Source organism: Solihabitans fulvus (assembly GCF_008386585.1).
GTDB lineage: Bacteria > Actinomycetota > Actinomycetes > Mycobacteriales > Pseudonocardiaceae > Solihabitans > Solihabitans fulvus.
In genome coordinates this window covers 111,938-132,011 of sequence record NZ_VUOB01000045.1, presented here as the reverse complement: position 1 = coordinate 132,011, position 20,074 = coordinate 111,938, and the positions used below count along the sequence as shown (strand labels likewise).

The 20,074-nt window shown below is 72.3% G+C and carries 19 protein-coding genes; 5 read left to right on the top strand and 14 right to left on the bottom strand.

The features are described from left to right. Window positions 1-232: 232 nt before the first annotated feature. From F0L68_RS25145 to F0L68_RS42645, 4 genes are all read right to left on the bottom strand, one after another. Complete coding sequence (locus F0L68_RS25145; protein ID WP_149852264.1) at window positions 233-1,216, bottom strand: TauD/TfdA family dioxygenase; 984 nt, start codon at window positions 1,214-1,216, stop codon at window positions 233-235. Between the two features lie 34 nt (window positions 1,217-1,250). Next, window positions 1,251-2,192 carry a TauD/TfdA family dioxygenase gene (locus tag F0L68_RS25140; protein ID WP_149852263.1) on the bottom strand — a complete coding sequence of 314 codons (942 nt, stop codon included), beginning with the start codon at window positions 2,190-2,192 and terminating at the stop codon, window positions 1,251-1,253. A gap of 115 nt (window positions 2,193-2,307) precedes the next feature. Then, window positions 2,308-2,736 carry a FixH family protein gene (locus F0L68_RS42650; RefSeq protein ID WP_188316815.1) on the bottom strand — a complete coding sequence of 143 codons (429 nt, stop codon included), beginning with the start codon at window positions 2,734-2,736 and terminating at the stop codon, window positions 2,308-2,310. Continuing rightward, window positions 2,733-4,142, bottom strand: a complete 1,410-nt coding sequence (locus F0L68_RS42645; protein WP_188316814.1) for a DUF8832 domain-containing protein — start codon at window positions 4,140-4,142, stop codon at window positions 2,733-2,735. Before F0L68_RS42645 ends, F0L68_RS42650 begins: the two co-directional genes overlap by 4 nt. A gap of 144 nt (window positions 4,143-4,286) precedes the next feature. On the opposite strand from F0L68_RS42645, the gene F0L68_RS25130 reads away from it, so the two are divergent. From F0L68_RS25130 to F0L68_RS25120, 3 genes are read left to right on the top strand one after another with little or no spacing between them, the layout of a single operon-like run. Continuing rightward, window positions 4,287-4,508 carry an MbtH family protein gene (locus tag F0L68_RS25130; RefSeq protein ID WP_149852261.1) on the top strand — a complete coding sequence of 74 codons (222 nt, stop codon included), beginning with the start codon at window positions 4,287-4,289 and terminating at the stop codon, window positions 4,506-4,508. 23 nt (window positions 4,509-4,531) lie between these two features. Beyond that, a complete protein-coding gene (locus F0L68_RS25125; protein ID WP_149852260.1) occupies window positions 4,532-5,644 on the top strand; it encodes a hypothetical protein in 1,113 nt (370 codons plus the stop codon). Window positions 5,645-5,646: 2 nt separating this feature from the next. Continuing rightward, window positions 5,647-6,219 carry a hypothetical protein gene (locus F0L68_RS25120; protein ID WP_149852259.1) on the top strand — a complete coding sequence of 191 codons (573 nt, stop codon included), beginning with the start codon at window positions 5,647-5,649 and terminating at the stop codon, window positions 6,217-6,219. A 27-nt stretch (window positions 6,220-6,246) separates the two neighbouring features. Here the strand turns inward: F0L68_RS25120 and F0L68_RS25115 are convergent, their stop codons facing one another. Further along, the gene (locus F0L68_RS25115; RefSeq protein WP_149852258.1) at window positions 6,247-7,140 is read right to left on the bottom strand and encodes an NADP-dependent oxidoreductase; all 894 of its coding nucleotides are present in this window, start codon (window positions 7,138-7,140) and stop codon (window positions 6,247-6,249) included. Window positions 7,141-7,210: 70 nt separating this feature from the next. Here F0L68_RS25115 and F0L68_RS25110 point away from each other — a divergent pair, with 70 nt between their 5' ends. Both F0L68_RS25110 and F0L68_RS25105 read left to right on the top strand, forming a co-directional pair. Further along, entirely contained in the window at window positions 7,211-7,801 is a 591-nt protein-coding gene (locus F0L68_RS25110) for a TetR/AcrR family transcriptional regulator (protein WP_149852257.1), read from the top strand. Window positions 7,802-7,852: 51 nt separating this feature from the next. Next, window positions 7,853-8,494, top strand: coding sequence for a nucleotidyltransferase domain-containing protein (locus F0L68_RS25105; protein ID WP_149852256.1), 642 nt, complete (start codon window positions 7,853-7,855; stop codon window positions 8,492-8,494). Window positions 8,495-8,528: 34 nt separating this feature from the next. Here the strand turns inward: F0L68_RS25105 and F0L68_RS25100 are convergent, their stop codons facing one another. The 9 genes from F0L68_RS25100 to F0L68_RS25060 all read right to left on the bottom strand — a co-directional run bounded on the left by F0L68_RS25100 (window position 8,529) and on the right by F0L68_RS25060 (window position 20,048). Beyond that, window positions 8,529-9,482, bottom strand: a complete 954-nt coding sequence (locus F0L68_RS25100; RefSeq protein ID WP_240543001.1) for a beta-ketoacyl-ACP synthase III — start codon at window positions 9,480-9,482, stop codon at window positions 8,529-8,531. Between the two features lie 74 nt (window positions 9,483-9,556). Next, on the bottom strand, window positions 9,557-9,850 hold the full coding sequence (locus tag F0L68_RS25095) for an acyl carrier protein (RefSeq protein WP_149852254.1): 294 nt from the start codon (window positions 9,848-9,850) through the stop codon (window positions 9,557-9,559). A gap of 36 nt (window positions 9,851-9,886) precedes the next feature. Then, complete coding sequence (locus F0L68_RS25090) at window positions 9,887-11,614, bottom strand: acyl-CoA dehydrogenase family protein (protein ID WP_149852253.1); 1,728 nt, start codon at window positions 11,612-11,614, stop codon at window positions 9,887-9,889. Continuing rightward, window positions 11,611-13,359, bottom strand: a complete 1,749-nt coding sequence (locus tag F0L68_RS25085) for an acyl-CoA dehydrogenase family protein (protein ID WP_149852252.1) — start codon at window positions 13,357-13,359, stop codon at window positions 11,611-11,613. The genes F0L68_RS25090 and F0L68_RS25085 overlap by 4 nt, the downstream gene beginning before the upstream one ends. Further along, window positions 13,356-15,104, bottom strand: coding sequence for a fatty acyl-AMP ligase (locus tag F0L68_RS25080; RefSeq protein WP_188316813.1), 1,749 nt, complete (start codon window positions 15,102-15,104; stop codon window positions 13,356-13,358). The genes F0L68_RS25085 and F0L68_RS25080 overlap by 4 nt, the downstream gene beginning before the upstream one ends. A gap of 19 nt (window positions 15,105-15,123) precedes the next feature. Then, window positions 15,124-16,491 carry a condensation domain-containing protein gene (locus F0L68_RS25075; RefSeq protein WP_149852250.1) on the bottom strand — a complete coding sequence of 456 codons (1,368 nt, stop codon included), beginning with the start codon at window positions 16,489-16,491 and terminating at the stop codon, window positions 15,124-15,126. Further along, on the bottom strand, window positions 16,484-17,290 hold the full coding sequence (locus F0L68_RS25070) for a thioesterase II family protein (RefSeq protein ID WP_149852249.1): 807 nt from the start codon (window positions 17,288-17,290) through the stop codon (window positions 16,484-16,486). Before F0L68_RS25070 ends, F0L68_RS25075 begins: the two co-directional genes overlap by 8 nt. A 100-nt stretch (window positions 17,291-17,390) precedes the next feature. Beyond that, window positions 17,391-18,620 carry a MalY/PatB family protein gene (locus tag F0L68_RS25065; RefSeq protein ID WP_149852248.1) on the bottom strand — a complete coding sequence of 410 codons (1,230 nt, stop codon included), beginning with the start codon at window positions 18,618-18,620 and terminating at the stop codon, window positions 17,391-17,393. A 6-nt stretch (window positions 18,621-18,626) separates the two neighbouring features. Then, entirely contained in the window at window positions 18,627-20,048 is a 1,422-nt protein-coding gene (locus tag F0L68_RS25060) for a class I SAM-dependent methyltransferase (protein WP_188316812.1), read from the bottom strand. Between the last annotated feature and the right edge of the window lie 26 nt (window positions 20,049-20,074).

Here is a 20,074-nt window from a genome sequence, read left to right as displayed (position 1 = left end):
CACTTGACAAACCATAGGAGCATCCCTGGGGGACGTGCCCTTGGCCAGCGTAGCCATCAGCGGCCGTGCGGGCGGGTGGCGTGGGCGGGCTGTGGACAACGGGGTGGGTTGTGGATAGGTGGGGCGAGGTCAGGAGTTCCGGCTCGCGGAGTGTGGAGCGCGGGGAGCGAGGCGTTCGGCGTTAATGGGTGAAGACGGTGGCGCGGGGGCTGTGCGCGGTGGTGGGGGACCGTCAGGACAGGACGTGGCCGTTGTTGGGGCGGTGGGCTCTGGTGCGGCGGTTGTCCAGGTGTACGAACGTGCGGTGGAGCCAGCGGTCGTGGCCGTCGTACCTTGGCGTGAAGGCGCTGCGGCCGTGGATTGCGATGCGGTTGTCCACGAAGGCCATCTCGCCGGACTGGAGGACCAGGGACGAGGCGACCTCGATGAAGGCGTCCCGCAGTTGGTCCAGGGCCAACTTGCCTTCGTCGTCAAGGGGCTGCGTCGCGGTGAAGTCGACCCGCACGTTCGGGTCGGCGGGGTCGCCGTCCAGCACCGCGTGCACGGGGGTCGCGTCGCCCGCGGCGAAGGAGGGCGGGGGCTCGGTCACGAAGCGCGGCTGGAGGAGCACGTCGCGGACCTGGTCGGGCACCAAGCGCAGCGCGCGGCGGATCGAGGAGACCAGCGTCCCCGCGGTTCCGCTGTGATCATTGCGTAGACAGAGCAGGCCGACGAAGTCGGGCCGGTGCGGGTGGAAGGCGTTCTCCACGTGCAGCTCCAGCGGCGTGGAGCCCGCGTTGCTCTGCGACTCCTCGCGGCCGGGCACCGGAACAACGTTCTGCACCAGCGCGCCGGTCTTCTCCTCGCGGTACGCCAGGATCTCGCCGATGTGCAGCGCCATCATCGCCGCGATCCCGGCCGGCACGGTCGCCGCGCGCTCCACGGACTCCGGCACGGTCGGGGTCGCCGGCAGCGCGGCGACATCCACCGGCAGGTTGTTGACGATGAGCAGGCCGTCCACGCCGGAGTCATGGCGGTAGCGGCGAATCGTCTCCCGCAACCGCACCGGGAGCTGGCAGGACAACAGCCTTGCGGCGTCCACCCAGGCCGGGTCGTCGACCAGGCCGGGCGCGGTGTCCGCGAGCAGCCCGGCCAGCCTGCCGAACTCGGCGCGCTCGACGTCGGTCAACGTCAGGGTGAGGGCGCTGGTCGTCGGCGCCAGGGTCACGTCGGTCATCCTGGTAGTCCGTCTCTTTCTCGGGCTGCGCTGGTTAGTTGGACATCGCCACGAGCACCCGGCGCGGGCCGGTGAACGGCCGCCTGCCGTGGCCGACGAGCACGTTGTCGATCAGCAACAGGTCGCCCTGCCGCCAGTTCACGTCCACGGCGGCGGCGAGCGCCCGGTCGCGCACCTGGATGACGTGGTCGGCCGGGATCGGGCTGCCGTCGGCGAAGCTCACCGACTGCGGCAGCTCGTCGGCCGGCATGACCTTGGCCAGTTCGGCGGCCGTGTCGTCGCCGAGCGCCGCGGGGTGCCACTGGTCGGACTGGTTGAACCAGACCTCGTCGCCGGTGACGGGGTGACGCGTGGTGGCCGGCCGCTGCTGGGTGATCCGCAGACCACCGTCCCGCCGCCACTGCCAGGTCGCCTCCGTGGCGGCGAGGAACTCCTCGACCTCGGCCCGGTCGTCGGTCTCGAAGGTGTCCTGCCAGCTCTTGCCGAGCCCGAAACCGTCGTGCAGGTTCTGCGTGTACCGCACGCCGCCCGCGTACGCCTCGCGCACGTCGTCGTCCAGCGACTCCAGCCACAGCCTGGCGTCGACCACCGGGGTGGCGCCGCCGGTTTCCGGTGCTGTGGCGCAGAAGAACAGCAGCCGCGCCGGCCACTGGTGCGCGTAGGACAGCTCGTTGTGCATGGAGATAGTGAACTCCGGCGGGTACTCCGTCGACGTGTAGACGTTCCTGCCGACCTTGGTGCGCGGGGAGTTGCCGTGCACGTAGGCGAGCCGGTTGGGCAGCAGGCCGTCCATGATCGGCTCGAGCGTGTCCTCGGTGACCCGGAAGTCCCTGAACACCAACGCCTTCTCCTTGACCAGCAGCGCGTCCAGGTCGGTCGTGGAACTCAGGTACGCCGCGAGACCCTCGGCGCTGGCCGTGGCTCCAACGCTGGCCGGGCTCAGCTCCAACGGCTGCCACCCCTGGTGGTCGGTCATCGCGGTGTCGTCCCCTCGATCGCTGCGCCCTGCTGGACTCGTGGCGGCTACAACAGTGCCGACTCCGGCTATATTTGGTCGATATCGGACACGGAACGGCTGGTGCGGCAGGGTTTCAGCTCGTCGACACCGGCAGCGTGACGGTGGCCAGTTCGCCGCCGCCCGCGCCGTGCAGCCGCACGGACACGGTCCACACGCCCGCCATCAGGAACAGTTCGCCGCGCGCCTGGAATCTGCCCTGGCCGCGCGGCTCGGCGCTCAGCTGCGGCATGGCGTGCCCCATCCTCGGCATCACGGCCTCCAGCGCGACTCGGTCCACCTCGACCGGCCCGTGGTCGCGCCGGTCGACGGCGATGTCCACGGTGTTCGTGCCGACGGTGGGATGGTCGAACCGCAGCTGGACCGTGTAGTTCGCGGACGTGCCGGTGAGGCTGACCTCCAGCGGATCCGGTTGGTACCACAGCAGAAACCCGCCGACGGCGGCCACCACGACCGCCAGGACACCGAGCGGGATCAGCACGGCGCGGTTTCGCGGTCTGCTCACTGCTGCTCCTGCCCCACGTCGATCGACAGCGCCACGGTGTGCACCTGGAAGTCCCTGGCGTACTGGATCCACACGGGATAGCGGCCGGGGGAGGGGAAGGTGAAGGTGAACCGCAGCGTCGGCCCGTACTGCGCGACGGTCTCGTCCGGCACCGGGACGCCCGGGGTGCTCTGTGCCGCCATGGAGTCCATCTCGTGCACGTGGCCGAAGAAGTCGCCGCGCGGGTCGCGGACGATGAGGTGGCCCGCCATGCCAAGCCAGGGCTGGAGATCGCGCGCGGGCCGGCCGGCCACGGTCACCTGGAGTCGCAGCTCGGTCGGCTCGCCTGCGACCGGCCGCGCCGGGCTGGTGACCAGTTCCGTCTGCGGCTGCTCAGCCGTCGAGGGCGCCAGCGGTGTTGCCGTCGCGGTGCCGCCGGCCTCGAAGCTCCCGGTCACCAGCTGGCCGCCGCTGTCGGCGCGCTCGAACTCGGTGTGCACCAGATAGCGGCCCGGCCGGTCGACCGTCAGGCGGACCTCCAGCACTCCCGGCGCGGTCAGCACGGGGTGGATGTGGCGGAAGAACGTGCAGTCCTGGCTCGTCACCACCGTGTGCGCGAGCGCGGCATGGTGCGAGACCAGGTCGTCGATCGGTTGGCCGGTCGCGCCGTCGCTGAGCCGCAGCCGCAGCGTGAACTCGACCCCGGCGACGGGCTGGGCGGGCTCGGTGCCCAGCGTCAGGTTGACGTAGGGCCGCCCGCCCGCCGCGAAGCCGTCGGCCGGGTTGTTGGCGATGGTCGGCGCGGCGCCGTCCGGCAGCGCGGCCGGTATCGCCGAGGACAGCAGGGCCGCGGTCAGCCCGACCGCGAGGGCCACCACGGCGCCGCCCGCCGCAGCCGTGCCGAGCCAGCGGCGGCGCAGGACCGCCGCGACGAGCGCACCGACCATGAATACGCCGGCGAGGGCGAAGCCGGGATAGACGACCAGTTCCCACGCGGCCGCGCGCGGCACCAGCACGCGGAACGGCAGCACGGCCTTCTCGCCGTCCTGGGCGCGCAGGTCCAGCTGCCACTGTCCCGGCCGGTCCACGCGCAGCGCGGTCGTGTACACGCCGGGTCGCCCCGCCGTCAGCCGCAGCGTGGCGCGGTTTCCGGCGGGGTTGGCGGCGGGCATGCCCTCCAGCGCCGTCGCGGTCAGGTCGATGCCGACCGACCGCACCGGGTCGTGCGCGATCACGTCCACGGTCAGCGGGCCGGGGACCAGCGGCGCCCGCCGCAGCACCACGGTGAGTTCGTTGCCGGCGAAGGTCTGCGCCAGCTGCACGTCGGCGGTGCTGCTGATGCCGTGCGCCTCGGCGGAGCCTGGCGAAGTAAGCGGGGCTGCGAGGAGCAGGACCAGCGACACCAGTCCGTACCCGAGCCACCGCATGGGCAGCAGCGTGCGTTGCTCGGCTATATCTCGTCGATATCGGGGCAGGTCGGGGGCAGGTATGGACCAGGTCGGGCGGGTATAGACGGGGTATAGCGGTCGCGCTCAGGGTTTGCTCGTCCGCACGGAAACTGAGGAGCGCAGATGGCTGACGAGTTGGCCGACGACCTGACCTATCTCGTGGTGCTCAACGACGAGGAGCAGTACTCGATCTGGTGGGCCGACCGCGATCTGCCGGCCGGGTGGCGCGCCGAGGGCACCAGCGGGACCAAGGCCGAGTGCCTCAGCCGGATCTCCGAGGTGTGGACGGACATGCGTCCGCTGAGTCTGCGCAAGCGGATGGAGCAGGCCGCCGCGTCGGCGTGACCGGAGTCCGTGGGGAGCAGGGGATGACGGGAAGCACGGGCGCGGCCGAGGCCGGGCCGACGGACGACGGACGATCCGGCCGGGTCGAGCTGGTCGGGAGCTGGCTGCTGCTGGTCGCGCTGCTCTGCGAGAACTTCGGTGTGGTGTGGGACGTGCAGTGGCACGACGACGTCGGCCCGGACACCTTCTTCACCGCGCCGCACATGCTGATCTACACCGCGCCGGCGCTGGCCGGCCTGACGAGCGTGTTCGTGGTGCTGCACAACACTTTCCGGGCATCGCGGACCTCGGCGGGCGGCGGTTCGGTCCGGGTCCTCGGCGTGTTCCGCGCGCCGGTCGGCTTTCTGGTCGCCGGCGTCGGTGGGGCCGTCGAGCTGGCCTACGGGCTGGCCGACCTGTGGTGGCACACGGTCTACGGGTTCGACGTGACGCTGAACTCGCCGCCGCACGTCGGCCTCGCCCTCGGCGGCATGGCGATCTGCGTCGGCGCGATCCTCGCGTTCGTCGCGCTGCGCCGGCGTCGCGCCGGTCGATGGGGGCTCGCCGCGAGCGTGAGCGTGTCCTTGTGTTCGATGATCTTCGCGCTGTTCTGGGCGCAGCCGTTCCCGGTGTCGGTGACCCCGATCTGCGTGTTCTGCCTGGTCATGATCGCCGGGGTGACCCGCAGGCCGGGCTGGGTGACGTTGGCAGGGCTGCTCTTCCTCGCCACGCAGGCGGCCGGCTGGGTCTTCGCGCCGTGGATCACCAGGGTCTACGCGGACAGCGTCGGCCTGCCGTTCCGGGACAACGCCAGCCTCAACCCGTACCTGCCCTCGCTGTATCCCATGGTGCTGCCGGTGATTGCGGTGCTGATCGAGGTCGGCGTGCTGATCGGCCGTCGCTCCGGGACCTCCCCGAAGGCGGCGCTGCCCGTCGTCGGCGCGGTCGTCGGCGCGGGGATGTACGTGGGGTACACGGTCCAGTTCGGCGACGCGGTGAGCGTGCCGCTGGCCGCCCTGGTCGCGGCGCTCGGTGCGGCGGCCGGCTGGCTCGGCTGGCGCGCGTCCTTCCCGTTGCGCCGCCTCGGTCCTGCCGGGCCGCCGCCCGTGTCGCCGGGGTCCTCGGGCGCGACCAGTTCGACGGCGGTGGTGGTGTGAGCATGTTCGGATTGGTCAGGAGGCTGGTGCTCGCGCTGGCCGCGCTGGCGGTGGTCGGCGTCGTCGCCGCGCCGGCCGCGCAGGCGGTCGACCCGACGCCGGTCGTGCACTCCGAGACCGCGCAGGTCGGCCCGTACGCGATGCGGGTGTCGTTCACCGACTGGCCGGTGTACGCGGGGAAGTCGCTGGATTTCACCTTCCTTCCGGAGGACGGCATCGCCGGCCACACCGCGAGGATGACGATGTACCGGCCCAACGGCGACACGCTGCGCACCACCAGGGCGCAGCGCACCGCCAAGGAGTTGCAGCGGTTCGTCCGCGGCTACGACCGGTGGGGGTTGGACACGTTCCTGCTGCCGGACCAGGGCACCTGGCGGTTCGAGTTCACCGTGGACGGGCCGAAGGGGCACGGCGTCGGCTCGGTCTCCTTCCCGGTCGGCGCGATGCCGGGCCCGCCGCTGGCCGTGAGCTGGGCGGTCGGTTTGCTGCCGGCCATCGCGGTGCTGCCGATCGGCGTGCTGCTGTGGCTGCGCGGCCGGCGCAACCGGCATCCCGTCGAGTGGTCCTGGGCCTGATCGCGTTGCTACGGCGCGGGAATCGGCTCAGACGACGATGACCCGACGCCCGCGCGTGTGACCGGCCTGGCTGTCGATGTGCGCCGCCGAGGCGTCGGCGAGCGGGTACGTCTTCTCGACCGGGATGTGGAGCTTTCCCCGCGAGATGAGGTCGACGGCCTCGACGAGCGCGTCGGGCATGCTCCCGGCCACGCCGGAGAATCGGACGCCGTGGTCCGGCGCGGAGAGATCGGCGATGGAGACCACCTTGTGCGGATCCCCGGTCAGCTCGACGAGCTCGCGGATCACGCCGGAGCCGGCCAGGTCGAGAGCCGCGTCGACACGGCCGAGCTGCCGCACCCGCTCGACCCAGCCCTCGCCGTAGGTCGTGGCGAGGGCGCCAAGGCCGCGCAGGTAGTCCAGGTTCGCGGCCCCGGCCGTGCCGATCACCGTGATGCCGCGCTCGCGGGCGAGCTGGAGCACCGCCGATCCGACTCCTCCTGACGCGCCGCTGGCCAGCAGCGTCTGCCCGGGCCGCACCCCGACCTGGCTGATGATGCGCAGCGCGGTCTCCACCACCGAGGGGTATCCGGCCGCCTCCTCGAACGTCAGACCCTCGGGCATCCGGGCCCAGGCCGACAGCACGGCGAACTCGGCATAGGTGTCCGAGCCCTCGCCGAACACGTGGTCGCCCGCCGCGACCCCTTCGACGCCCTCGCCGACCTCGTCCACCACCCCGGCGGCGTCGAGCCCGATTCCGGTGGGCAACTCGATCGGATGGACCTGCTGGAACTGGCCTTCTCGGACCCGCCAGTCGTGCGGGTTCACGCCGGCCGCCCGCACCGCGACACGCACCTGGCCGGGGCCCGCGTGGGGCTCCTCGGCGTCCACGAGTCGCAGCACGTCCGGACCGCCGAACTCGGCAAAGTTCACTCTCTTCATGCGATCGACCGTAACACTAACGGTTAGTGTTTAACAACGGTTAGGATTTTGTATCTGGTAGTGTCGGGACATGACCGTGCCGCCGGGACGCCGTGAGCGCAAGAAGGCCGCGACCCGCCAGAAGATCGCCGACACCGCCCTGCGGCTCTTCCTGGAACGCGGGTACGACGCGGTGGGCATCCGTGACGTGGCGGCTGAGGCCGACGTGGCCGTGACCACGCTCTTCTCTCACTTCGCCTCGAAAGAGGCCCTGGTGTTCGAGCGGGACGAGGACTTCGAGCAGCGCCTCTCGCAGGCGGTCACCGGCCGGGCGCCGGGCGAGCCACTCATCCCCGCGCTGCGCCGCGAGATCCACGCCCTGGTGCGACACTGCACGGCGGGCGACGCCGCCCCGGTCTGGCACCTGATCGACCAGTCACCCGCTCTCCGGGAGTACGAGGAGTCGATGGGGCTGCGCCACGCGGAGTCGCTGGCGACGGCCATCGCCGCCGATCCCGACCTGGCGCTGACCACCACGGCCTGTCGGACGATCGCGAGGTTCGTGATCGACGCCCAGTCGCTGGCCCGTGCGGCGACCGATCCGGCGGCCGCGGTGGACGAGATCTTCGGGATGATCGAGGCTGCCTGGGAGGTCGCCTGCTCCTCTCGACCTGTGCTCTGACCCATCGATATGTGCGGGACGGGCCGTCGATCACGTTGCTAGATTCCCTTGGTGCGCGAGCAACTGCCCGCTGGTGGCGTCGAACTGTCACCCGCCGAGATCGAGGCCCTCGACGCCAGGTGGTCGTCCTGCTGGACCCCGAGCGCCGTCGCGCGGCAGCTGGTCGGGATCGAGACGCCCTGGTGTGTAGCCGCGGGGTGGGCGCTGGACCTGTTCCGGGGCACGCAGACGCGCCCGCACGGGGACATCGAGATCGCGATCCCGGCCGAGGGCTTCCCCGAGGTCCGCGAACGCTTCCCCGGACTCGCCTTCGACGCGGTCAGCAGCGGCCGGATCTGGGCGAACGCCGCGCCGGACGTGCTGGCCGCCACGCACCAGACCTGGCTGCGCGATCCGGCCACCGACAACTACCTGCTCGACGTGTTCCGCGAACCGCACGACGGCGACACCTGGATCTGTCGACACCACGAGACGATCCGGCTTCCCTATCGCGACATCATCCGGCACACCAGGGACGGCATCCCGTACCTGACGCCCGAACTGGTCCTGCTGTTCAAGGCCAAGCACGCGCGCCCAAAAGACCAGGCGGACTTCGACGCGACCATCCCGCACCTGACCACGGCCCAGCGCGAGACCCTGACCGAGCTGCTCGCCCGCGCGTACCCAGGACATCGCTGGCTCGCTGACCTGTGATCCCCGCCGGGGACGGCCGCAGGCCGCGGGCGGGTCAGGGGAGCTGGACGACCTGGGCGGCCTGGGTCAGGCCCGCGCCGAAGCCGATCAGTAGGGCAGCGCCGCCGTCGGCGACCTCGCCGGACTCGACGAGCTGCGCCATGGCGAGGGGGATCGAGGCGGCCGAGGTGTTGCCGGCCGTCACGATGTCCCGCGCGATCGCCACGTGCGGCGGCAGGTCGATCTCCTTGGCCACCTTCTCGATGATGCGCAGGTTGGCCTGGTGCGGGATGAACGCCGCAAGGTCGGCGGGGGCGAGGCCGGCGAGTGCGAGCGCGGTCCTGGCGGTGGCCGGCACCTCGCGGGTGGTCCAGCGGAAGACCTCCTGCCCGGCCATCCGCATCGTCGGCCACGGCAGGTCGGGCTTGTCGCGCAGTTCGAGCCAGGACGCGGAGTGCGCGATCAGGTGGTGGAGGTCGCCGTCGGAGCCCCAGGCCACCGGGCCGATGCCCATGCTCTCCGACGGCCCGACCACCACCGCGCCCGCGCCGTCGGCGAACAGGAACGCGGTGGAGCGGTCCGTCGGGTCGATCACGTCGGTCATCTTGTCCGAGCCGATCACCAGCACGTGGTCGGCGGTGCGCGACCGGACCAGCGAGTCGGCGACGGCGAGGCCGTGGCAGAACCCGGCGCAGGCGGCGTTGACGTCCATCGCCGCGGCCCGGCTGCCGAGCCGGTGCGCGACCTGCGGGGCGGCGCCGGGGCTCTGCTGGAGGTGGGTCATGGACGCGAGCACGATCGTGTCGAGCCGGGAACCGGGCAGGCCGGCCTGCTCCAGCGCGCGGGCGCCCGCCTCGACGGCCATCGACACGACGTCCTCGTCCGGGCCGGCGAACCGGCGGCTGACGATGCCCGTCCGCCGCCTGATCCACTCGTCGTCGGAGTCGATCAGCTCGCAGACCTCCGCGTTGCTGACCGCCCTGGCCGGTCGGTAGGCCCCGAGACCCATGATGCGCGACGCTCGTCCGCCTGGCACAGCCATGCCTGTCACGGTTGGTTACCCCTAAGCTCGCGGCCGGCCGGTCACCGGTTCCCGGAGATCATTTCACGCAGCAGTGTCACGATGGCGTCCACGGTCGGGTGGTCCCAGGCCAGGGTCGGTTCCAGTTCGAGGCCGTACTCGTCCTCGATGTCCCCGCACAGGGTCAGCGCGTACACGGAGTCCAGCCCGTACTCGACGAGCTTGACGTCCGGCCTGAGGTCGGTGACGGGCCGTTCGAGGTAGAAGGCGACCCGGTCGAGCAGCCAGTCGCGGATGGCGTCCGGATCGGTTGCCGCGGTATCGGTCGCGGCGGTGTCCTGCTTCGGTGTCGTCACGGTGAGTTCCCTCCAGATGGTCGGGTGGTGGTCGGCTCAGCAGAGGCGGCGGCCGACCAGGTCGAAGCCCCGGTTCGATTCGTGCCGCTCGACCAGCGCGGCGAAAACGGCAGGCTCGACGGCGGCCGCGCCGGGCACCGGGTCGCGGCCGAGCCTCGCGGTGAGCCTGCCAAGCGCCGCGACCAGCCAGGCAGTGTCGCGCAGGAACGGGTCGGGATGGTCCTGGTTGTGCCGCCAGACACCCAAGCAAGCGCTTGCTGCGAGGACGATCGCGTAGCGCTCGGCCAGCTCGAAGCTGATCGGTGCGGCCAGCGGCGTGCGGTTGCGCGGCGCGAGGTCGAGGCAGTCGGCCCGCAGCGCGGCCAGCTCCGCCACGAGCTGCCCGCACAGCGGCCCGAGCAGGGGATCGTCGCGCAGGTCCTGTTCGACGTCCAGCAGGGTGGCGGCGAGGCCGTCGTCCGGCTTGGCGGTGATCTCCAGCCGGTCGAAGTCCAGCTCGGGCAGGGGTTCGTCGAGGCGGAACAGCGTCGCGGGCGCCGGCGGGGTGGCGAACCAGCTCTTGCGGGCCAGCCTCGGCAGCTGCGGGATGATCGTCGCCTGGCAGACGGTCTCGCCGGCGTGCGCGAGCGAGCCGACCGGCAGGTCCCGCAGGTGCTTCTGGAAGATGCCGTACGGGCCGTCGCGCAGGAAGGACCGCGCGCCGAGCAGCACGGCCAGCTCGTCGACGCAGTCCTGGGTGAGCATCGGCACGAGGTACTTGGCCGCCGCCGCGTACACGCTGGTCTGGCGGGGCAGCACGTGCAGCGCCCGGCACACCGTGGTGGCCAGGCAGTCGGCGATGAGCAGGTCGGTGAACGCCCCGGCCAGCACGGCGCGCGGCAGCGGGAGATCGGCGACCGACCGCTGGTAGAGGCGGCGCTCCAGCGCGAACCGCGTGACGGTGCGCAGCTGCGTGTCCAGCGAGCCGATGGTCGCGCCGGTCAGCGCGGCCTTGGTGACCTGGAAGGCCCGCAGCACGGTCTCCAACGCCTCGCCCGCCCCGCCGACCAGCGCCGAGGCCGGGACGGGGCAGTCGAGGAACTCCACCCCGCCGAGGTTGATGGCGCGCATGCCGGAGGTGCGGAACCGTGGCAGGAAGCGCAGCCGGTCGCGCGGCACGGACGCCAGGTCGACCAGCACCAGCGAATGGCTGCGGCTGCCGGGTTCGTCGCTGGTGCGCGCCAGCACGGTGGCCGCGTCCGCCCGCGCGATGTTGTTGATGACCTCCTTGCCGCCGCTGAGCACCAGCTCGTCGCCCCGGACGGTGGCGCGCAGCCGCGACCGCACCAGGTCGTGTCCCGTGGCGAGTTCGGTGTACGCGCCTGCGGTCTGGCCGTTGCGCAGCAACACGTCGGCGAGCCAGCGGCGCTGCTCCGCGTTGCCGGCCGCCCACACGGTGGCCGAGGAGATGAGGTTGATCGCGCCGTAGCCGAGGCCGAGCGCGGCGTCGCGGCGGAACACCGGGCGCAGCACCCTGGCGAGGTCGTCGACCTGGCCGAGCCTGCCGCCGAGCCCGCGCGGCACGAACTCCGCGCCGAGCCCGAACCCGTCGACCACCTGCCTGCCGGCCGGCAGCAGCTCGCCGCGTTCGTCGGCGGCCAGGAAGGCGTCGAAGCCGGCCGGGTTGGCCGGGTCGGTCGGATCGCCGAAGCGGGCGTCCAGGGGATCGGGGGTGTCGAGGTCGGCGAACAGGCCGGTCGCTGTTCCTGGCGTGGCCGCGGTCATCGGCGGGCCTCCTGCTGCTGGTAGGGCAGCAGGGAGAGCAGCTGGCCCGCCTCGTGCTGGGCGACCAGCGGCTCGACCAGCCGCTCGAACACGTCGTCCGTGCCGTCGGGCCTGGCGGGACGCAGCCGGCCGAGCAGCCGCGTCAGCGCCGCCTCGAGCCACAGTCCGGACCGCCAGAGCGCGCCGGCCGGCCCGTCGACGACGGTCGCCCGGTTGCGCAGCCACAACTGGATGGCCGCCGCAGCGGCGAAGCACGCCGTGTAGCGCTCGGCCAGGTCGAAGGCCTCCGCCGGCACGTCGACCGCGGCGGGGCGCTGCGCGGCGATCGCGGCCAGCAGCTCGTCCGCCGCGAGTTTCAGCCCGATTGCCGTGCGCTCCAACGACTCCGGGACCTCACCGCGCGCGACCAGTGCCGTCAGCTCGGCCACGCCGGCCGGCAGGGCCTGCACCACCGAGCAGCCGCCCCTGGCCAGCAGCGTGAGCCGGTCGCGATCGAACTCCGGCAACGGGTCGGTCAGCGTCGTGGCGGCGGTCAGGCCGGCGGCGTCGACAGTGCCCCGGCGGTAGCTCTTGGCCAGCAACGGGAACTGGTTGACCAGGGAGTGCAGGTTGACCACGGAGTTGCCGTCGAAGATGCCGACGATCCGGTGATCTCGTTGCACCTTCTGGAACCGGCCGTGTTCGTGGGTGTCGCCGACGAGCAGCGCGCGTGAGCCCATCAGCTTGGCCAACCGCTTGACGGCCTGCTCGACCAGGTTCGGCACGAAGAACTTCGTCGCCGCCGAGATCACGCCGAGTTCGCCGGTCAGCGCGTGGATGCCCCGGCTCGCCACCACGGTGACGGCCTCGGCGAGCAGCAGGTCCGCGTAGGACAGGGCGAGCAGCCTGCGGGACTGCGGCAGGTCGATCAGCAGGCTGCCGTAGTTCTCCCGCCGCAGCGCGTAGTCCGTGCCGAGCCGCAGCGCGTGGTCGGCCGCCCCGAGCGACAGCGACGCGCACAGCGTCCTGGTGAGCTGGAGGCTCTTCAGCACGATCTCGACGCCGCCGCCCTCGGGGCCGACCAGCGCCGTGCCGGGCACGGCCGCGTCGGCGAAGGCGATCCCGCTGATGTCCGCGCCCCTGATCCCGTGCAGCCGCTCCGCCGGCAGCGTTCGGTAGCTCGCCGGATCGAGCTTTCGCTTGTCCACCAACAGGATGCCGAAGCTTCTCGGTCCCGCGTCCCGCGCGGTGCGGGCCAGCAGGCAGACGAGGTGGCCCCTGGTGCCGTTGTTGATCAACCACTTCTCGCCGGACACCCGGTAGCCGTCCGCGACCCGCTCGGCCAGCACCTCGCCGGCCAGTAGGTCGCTGCCGTGCTCGCGTTCGGTGAGGCCCCAGGAGACGATCGTGCCGCCCGCGATCTCCGCGCCGAGCGCGTCGGCCTGGTCCCGGTCGCCGCCGACCCACACGGAGACCGCGCCGAGGAACGTCTTGCCGTGCGCGATGGCGACGGTGAGGTCGCGCCGCGCGACGGCGCGCATCAGCTGCACCGCCTCCTCGTAGCTGCGCAGCGTGCCGCCGTGCTCGGTCGGCACGTAGTGTGCCGGCAGCCCCAGCACGTCCAGCTCCCGGCAGATCTCCTGCGGGAACTCCTCGCGATCGTCCAGCGCGGCGCAGCGGGCGTGCGAGAACAGGCGCCCCGCGTCGGAAGGGTCGCCGAGGCGTCGGTCGAACTCCGCCGCCAGCTCGTAGGGCGCGTGCCTCACGCGGACGCACCCCGGTAGCGGCGGCTGATGTCGGCGCTGAGGTCCTCGTACACCGGGGTCAGCGCGCCGGTCATGAACAGCTCGCGCATCACCGACCGCCGCACCTTTCCGCTAGTGGTGCGCAGCACCTGGCCCGGCCGCAGGAAGACGAGGTTGGCCACCCGCACGCCGAGCCGTTCGCCCAGCTCGCCGCGCACCCGGCCGGCCAGGGCCGGGAGGTCGAGCGCGTCCCCGCCGCGCGGCCGGAGTTCCTGCATCACCACGATCTCCTCCAGCGCCGCCGGCACCGAGCACACGCTGCCGTGCAGGCCGCGGAACGCCTCGTGCATGCCGGCCACGTCCCGCTCGATGTCGTGCGGGTAGAGGTTCCTGCCCCGGATGACGAGCATGTCCTTGAGGCGGCCGGTCACGTACAGCTCGCCGTCGTGGCGGACGGCGAGGTCGCCCGTGCGCAGGAAGCCCGGCTCGCCGTCGGCGGTGACCGCGCGGAACGTCGCCTCGGTGGCCTCCTCGTTGCGCCAGTAGCCCGCCGCCACGCTCGCGCCGCGCACCCACACCTCGCCGACGCGGCCGTCCGGCAGGACCTGCCTGGTGTCCTGGTCGACGATCCGGACGTCCAGGTCAAGCACCCGGCCGCTGCTGACCAGCAGCGCCGCGTCGGGATCGGCGGGCGCCGGGGTGAACACGTTGCGCTCGAGACCGGCGCGGTCGACGGCGGTGAGGACGGGGGAGCGGTCGAGCGGGGTGCCGCTGACGAACAGCGTCGTCTCCGCCATGCCGTAGCAGGGTTTGAACACCTCGAGGCGGAAGCCGGCCGGCGCGAAGCGCTCGGCGAACCTGGTCAGCGTGGCCGCGTGCACCGGCTCGGAGCCGTTGAGCGCGTGCCGCAGGCTGGACAGGTCCAGCCCGGCGAGCTGCTCGTCGGTCACCAGCCGCGTGCACAGGTCGTAGGCGAAGTTCGGGGCGGTGGTGAAGGTGACGCGGTACCGCCCGACCAGGTCGAGCCACCGGTGCGGGCGGCGGAGGAAGTCCGTTGGGGACAACAGGATCACCGTGCAACCGAGGAACAGCGGCGAGAACAGCATGCCGATCAGGCCCATGTCGTGGTACGGCGGCAGCCAGCTGCACGCAACGGTGTCCCGGTGCGGGCCGAGCGAACGCTGGATCAGTCCGAGGTTGTGCATCAGCGAGCCGTGCGTGACGACGACGCCCTTGGGGTCGCTGGTGGAACCGGAGGTGTACTGGAGGATCGCCTCGGCGTCCGGGTCGGCGCGCGGCGGGGTCCAGTCCGCGCCGTCGCCGAGGTCCTCGATGTCGGTTGCCACGCAGGGGATCTGGTCGAGCCCCGGCGCGGCGAGGAACTCCGACACGGTCGCGAGGTGCCGGGAGTCGGTGAGCACCAGCCGGACGTCGGCGTCCGCCGCGATGCCGGCGGTCCGCGCGCCCTGCCGGTTCTGGTTGTTCGGCGCGGGGGCCTGCACCGCGACCACTCCCGCGTACAGGCAGCCGATCAGGGCCGTGACGAAGTCCAGCCCCGAAGGGAAGAGCAGCAGCACCCGGTCGCCCTCGGCGCAGCGGGCCCGCAGCCATCCTGCCGTCGCGCGTGCCCTGCGGTCGAGTTCCGCGAAGCTCAGGCGCTCCGTGACCTGCTCGCGTCCCTGGTCCCGCACGAACAGCACGGCATCCTTGGCCGGCAGCTCGCGCGCGTGCCCCGAGATCCGGCTCACGATGTCCTCGAACACCACCACTGCTCCCTTTCTCGGCTCAGGATCGCGCGGGCTCTGCGGTGTCCCACAGCCGCGCCGTCGCGATCCTGCTGTCCGGGCCGGCGACGGCCACGGCGATGGCCCTGGCGAAGTGGCCGGCGAGCCGCCGCATGGTCTCCCGCTCGAAAACGTTGGCGTTGTAACGGAACTCGACGGCGAGCGCGTCGGCGCTGCGCCGCACGTTGACCATGAGGTCCAGCTCGCCGCCCAGCTGCGGCAGCGGCAGCGACGACAGCAGCAGGCCGGCGTTGGGCACCACCCGGTCCTCGTGCTCGGTGTCGAGCAGCAGGCCGAGCAGGGGATCGGACCCGGTGGCGTTGAGCATGTTGAAGGTGAGCCGGCACAGCGGCGCGCCGCCAGACAGCCGCACCCGGCTGGCGAGCAGCGGGAACGGGTAGCGGATGCCGGCGACGCCGGCCCGCAGCTGCTCGGCCGCGGACACCGCGGCCGCGCGGAACGTGCTGCCCCGCGCCAGGTTCGCCCGCAGCACCAGCGTGTTCGTGAAGTTGCCGACCACCTCGCGGGTCTTCGAGCTCAGCCGCGTCGTGGTGGGGCAGCCGATCAGGAAGTCGGCCTGCCTGGTGCTGCGGTACAGCAGCCCCTGGAAGACGCCGAGCAGGTAGGCGAACTCGGTGACGCCGGACTCGGCCGCGACCGCGCGCAACCGCGCCGCCGCCTCGGGATCCACCTCGACGCGGCAGACGTCGCCGACGAACGGCGTGCCGGCGGACCGTGGCCGGTCGGCGGGCAGCTCAGCGGGTGCTGCACCGGCGCAGACCCGCCGCCAGTGCAGCTCGGTCTCCGCTCCGCGCGGCGACGCCAGGAACCCGCGCTCCGCGCCGACGTGGTCGTCGAATGTGCCCGGCAGCGGCGGGAGCGTCGGGTCGCCGCCGGCCGCGGCCGGTTCGTAGGACCGGAGAAGATCGCGCAGCAGCACCAGGTGCGAGGTGGCGTCGCTGGCGATGTGGTGGCTGGCGATCAGGAGCACCGCGTCCTGCGGCCCGCGCCGCACCAGGACCGTGCGGAACGCGCCGCGCTCGCGCAGCGGGAACGGCTCGGCGAGCGCGGCCTCGACGGCAGCGCGGAGCGCCGCGTCGGACACGCCCGGCCGGTCGAGGACCTCAAGGCCGGCAAGGCCGTCCGGCCCCACCAGCCGGACCGGCCGGCCGTCGGCCTCGGCGAACGTCGAGCGGAGCAGGTCGTGCCGGCGCGCGAGTTCGTCCGTCGCCCGGTGCAGCGCCGGCAGGTCGATTGCGGAGCGGATGACGACGGCGACCCCGGTGTTGTGCGCCGAGCTGTCCGGCGCGAGCTGGTGCAGGAACCACAGCGCCTCCTGCGCGTGCGACAGCGGCAGGCCTTCAGGCATCGCGGCCGCCCGAGGCACGTTGTCTCGCCGCCGAGGCGCGGAGGACCTGGTGCAGCCGCAGGTCGTCGCGCAGGTGCCCGACCAGGTGCCGCAACAGCTCTGGCTCGCGCTGTTCGAGGTAGAAGTGGTCGCCGGGGAACACGCGCAGCTCGAACCGCGCCGCCGACACCTGCGACCAGGCGCGCACCGCGTCGAGATCGCAGTCCAGGTCCTGGTCGCCGACGTAGGCCACGATCGGGCTGCGCACCTTGCTCGGCGGCGACGGGCGGTAGCCCTCGGTGAGCCGGAAGTCGGCCCGCAGCGCGGGCAACACCATCTCCAGCAGCTCGGGGTTGTCGATGACCTGCCCGGACACGCTGCCCATCGCGCGGACCGAGGTGACCAACGCGTCGGAGTCCGCGAGGTCGAGCCCGGACGGCTCGTTGAGCTGGGGAGCCGCGCTGCCCGACACGAACAGCTTCAGCGGGCGGACGTCGTACTTCGCGGTGAGCCGCAGCGCCACCTCGTAGGCGACGTATGCGCCCATGCTGTGGCCGAACAACGCGAGCGGAGTGTCCACAAAGGACGACAGGGCGTCGGTGATCGAGTCGGCGAGGTCGTCCATGGAGGTGGCGTGCGGCTCGGCGAACCTGCCCTGCCGCCCCGGATAGCAGGTCGCCAACAGCTCCATGCCGTCGGGCAGGTGATGCGGCCAGGTGCGGAAGAAGCTCGATGCCCCGCCGGCGTGCGGGAAACACACCAGCCGGAGTTCGGGGTCGGTGGCGCTGCCGTGACGCTGGAACCACCGGTCGTCGGCCATTCTGATACCTCCGTGAGCTGGGCAGCCGACAAACGAGTGCTGGTGCGGCGCTGACCCATCGTCGTGACAATGCCTATATTCCGGCCATATCGCGCGGCGGCTAGTGGTGCGCCACCGCTACGGCGATCTCGGGCCGTTCCGTCGCCGCGAGCCCGACGGCCAGCCGCCGCACGGTCTCCTCGACCAGCGGCCTCGGCGTGGCGAAGTTCAACCGCAGGAAGCCAGGAGAGCCGAACAGCGCGCCGTCGGTGACCGCGAGGTTCGCCTCGCGCAGCACCCGGCCGGTCAGGTCGTCCTCGCCGAGCCGGTCGGCGATCCTGCGGCAGTCCAGCCACGCCAGGTACGTCGACTCGGGGCGGTGGTGCCTGATCTCGGGCAGCTCGGCGGCGATCAGCCCGGCCAGCAGCCGCCGGTTCCCGTCCAGGTAGCCCATCGTCTCGCCCAGCCAGCGGTCGCCGACCGTGAACGCGGCCTCGCTGGCGGCCGCGCCGAGGATGCCGACGCCGTCCCGCATCCTGGCCGGCTGCGCCATCAGCGCCTCGGCGACCGCGCGGTCGCCGGGAATGCCGAAGGCGCACTTGAGGCCCGCGATGTTCCAGCCCTTGCTCGCCGACACCGCGGTGAGCGTGCGGACCTCCCGCGCGGCGGGCAGCGAGGCGAAGGGCACGTGGCGTCGGCCGGGGTAGATCAGCGGGCTGTGCACCTCGTCGCAGAGCACCGTCACGCGGTGCGCCCTGGCCAGCTCGGCGATCCTGGTCAGCTCGGCGACCGAGTGCACCTCGCCGGTCGGATTGTGCGGGCTGCACAACAGATACGCGCGTGCGCCGTCCCGGAACGCCCGCTCCAGCCCGGCGAGGTCGACCTGCCAGCGGCCGTCGCGCAGCACCATCGGGTTGCCGACGATCTCGCGGCCGCGTTCCCGCACCGCCTCGAAGAACGACGGATAGGCCGGCACGTCGGTGACCACCGCGTCGCCCGGCGCGGAGAACGCCTCGATGCCGGCCTCCATGACGCGCATGACATCCGCGTAGAACACGATGTGGTTCGGCAGCACCGGCCAGTCGAACCGGCTGGTGAGCCACTGGCTGACCGCGCGCTGCGCCGGGCTGTCCTGCGTGTAGGAGAAGGCGTAGCCGATGTCGCTCGCGGCCAGCCGCGCGCCGATCGCCGCGCGCACCTCCGTGGCGACCGGGAAGTCCATCTCCGCGATGGAGGCCGGCAGGACCTCGGAGCCGTGCCGTCGCCACTTCTCGTTGGTTCTGCCGCGCAGTCCGGCCATCTCGGCGACCGGGTCGGCCGAGATGCGGGATGTCTGGCCTGAAGCGGTCATCGCAGCTTAGCTCCGGATGTCGTAGTCGAGGTGGGGGTGCGGCTCAGGCAGCGCGCCGAGGACGGCCTTGTGCCAGCGGCGTTCCAGCGTCGCGGTCAGCCGGGACAACACCGGATCGCTGGCCAGCTGGGACAGCTCGGCGTCGGAGCGCAGCCGGCTCGGGCGCAGCAGGTCGCGGGGCGTCGTCCCTGGGCCGCCGACCACCACGTCGAGCAGGCCGGGCCGCTGCGACCGGGGCCACCTCAGGTGCACCGTGCCGCCGGCCGCGCGCAGGCCGTCCACGAACCCGGCGGCCCGGTCCGCCCGCGCGCGCCCGGCCGCGCCGCCGACCGCGGCGACGGCCTGCGGCGGCAGGCCGCTCAACCGGGGGTTGGGCACGTCCAGCACCAGGCTGACGCTCCGGTCGCCGACCAGCGCGGGCCAGCGCTCTTCCGCGTCCTGGAGCTCCGCCCAGGGCAGCTCCTGGACGAACGGCAGTGTGGCAGTGGAACGCGGCAGGAACACGTCGTAGCGGTAGCGGGTCAGTTCGTTGTCCCCGCCGCGTTTGAGCCGCGCGTCCACGCCGGCCGCGTCGGGGTGCCGGTCGGCCCACCGCGAGAACAACTCGGGGGAGATGACCAGCTCCGGGTCCTGCGCCGCCCGCCGCCTGGCGTGCGCGAGCACCTGCGCAGCCGGGGCGCGCGGCGCGGTCGCCAGCACCGACTCCGCGTGGTAGGCGGTCAACAGCGGCTGGCTGCGCACATCGCCGACGAACAGCACGCCGTCGGGGGCCAGCAGGTCCCAGGCGCTGTCGAGCACCGACCAAAGGTATGGGACGGAAGGGAAGTACTGCACCACCGAGTTGACCACCACGACGTCGAATGGCCCGTCGATTCCGCTGAGGTCGTGCGCCGGCCGGCGCAGCGTGTGCAGGCCGTTCGGCCGACCACCGGTCCGGTCCAGGTTCGCCAACAGCCTGGCGAGCACCCGGTCGGAGATGTCGGTGCCGACGTAGCGGTCGCAGTCGGGCGCGATCCTGGACAGCAGCAGGCCGGTGCCGCAGCCGATCTCGAGCACCCGTCGCGGCCGCAGCTCGGTGATCGCGGCGACGGTCGCGTCCACCCACTCGCGCATGACCTCGGTGTCCATGGGTTGGCGGGTGATGCCGCTGACCCACACGGAGGTGTCGAGGGACGTGTCGTGGTCGGCCTCGCTGGTCTCCACCATCATGCCGAACACCTGGTCCACGTCGTCGAGGTGCCGCGCCAGCGCGTCCTCGCGGATCCGCTCCGCCACGTCGATCCGGACGGACAGCGGCCTGTCGCCCGTGATCTCGACCCGCGCGACGCCGTCCTGCGCGAGCAGGACCGCGCGCAGCCGGTCGGCGTATCCGGCGGCCGGCCGCGCCCCGGTGTCCGCTTCGCCGGTGGACACCACAGAATCGCCCATCGCCCGCCTGCCTCCTCGGTTCCGCC

Excerpts from the sequence above, each read along its gene's own strand:
- F0L68_RS25065 (WP_149852248.1), bottom strand. The coding sequence starts at position 18,620 with ATGACCGCTTCAGGCCAGACATCCCGCATCTCGGCCGACCCGGTCGCC.
- F0L68_RS25090 (WP_149852253.1), bottom strand. The coding sequence starts at position 11,614 with ATGACCGCGGCCACGCCAGGAACAGCGACCGGCCTGTTCGCCGACCTC.
- F0L68_RS25120 (WP_149852259.1), top strand. The coding sequence starts at position 5,647 with ATGTTCGGATTGGTCAGGAGGCTGGTGCTCGCGCTGGCCGCGCTGGCG.
- F0L68_RS25145 (WP_149852264.1), bottom strand. The coding sequence starts at position 1,216 with ATGACCGACGTGACCCTGGCGCCGACGACCAGCGCCCTCACCCTGACG.
- F0L68_RS25060 (WP_188316812.1), bottom strand. The coding sequence starts at position 20,048 with ATGGGCGATTCTGTGGTGTCCACCGGCGAAGCGGACACCGGGGCGCGG.
- F0L68_RS25140 (WP_149852263.1), bottom strand. The coding sequence starts at position 2,192 with ATGACCGACCACCAGGGGTGGCAGCCGTTGGAGCTGAGCCCGGCCAGC.
- F0L68_RS25070 (WP_149852249.1), bottom strand. The coding sequence starts at position 17,290 with ATGGCCGACGACCGGTGGTTCCAGCGTCACGGCAGCGCCACCGACCCC.
- F0L68_RS25115 (WP_149852258.1), bottom strand. The coding sequence starts at position 7,140 with ATGAAGAGAGTGAACTTTGCCGAGTTCGGCGGTCCGGACGTGCTGCGA.
- F0L68_RS25125 (WP_149852260.1), top strand. The coding sequence starts at position 4,532 with ATGACGGGAAGCACGGGCGCGGCCGAGGCCGGGCCGACGGACGACGGA.
- F0L68_RS25100 (WP_240543001.1), bottom strand. The coding sequence starts at position 9,482 with ATGGGTCTCGGGGCCTACCGACCGGCCAGGGCGGTCAGCAACGCGGAG.
- F0L68_RS25130 (WP_149852261.1), top strand. The coding sequence starts at position 4,287 with ATGGCTGACGAGTTGGCCGACGACCTGACCTATCTCGTGGTGCTCAAC.
- F0L68_RS25110 (WP_149852257.1), top strand. The coding sequence starts at position 7,211 with ATGACCGTGCCGCCGGGACGCCGTGAGCGCAAGAAGGCCGCGACCCGC.
- F0L68_RS25075 (WP_149852250.1), bottom strand. The coding sequence starts at position 16,491 with ATGCCTGAAGGCCTGCCGCTGTCGCACGCGCAGGAGGCGCTGTGGTTC.
- F0L68_RS42645 (WP_188316814.1), bottom strand. The coding sequence starts at position 4,142 with ATGCGGTGGCTCGGGTACGGACTGGTGTCGCTGGTCCTGCTCCTCGCA.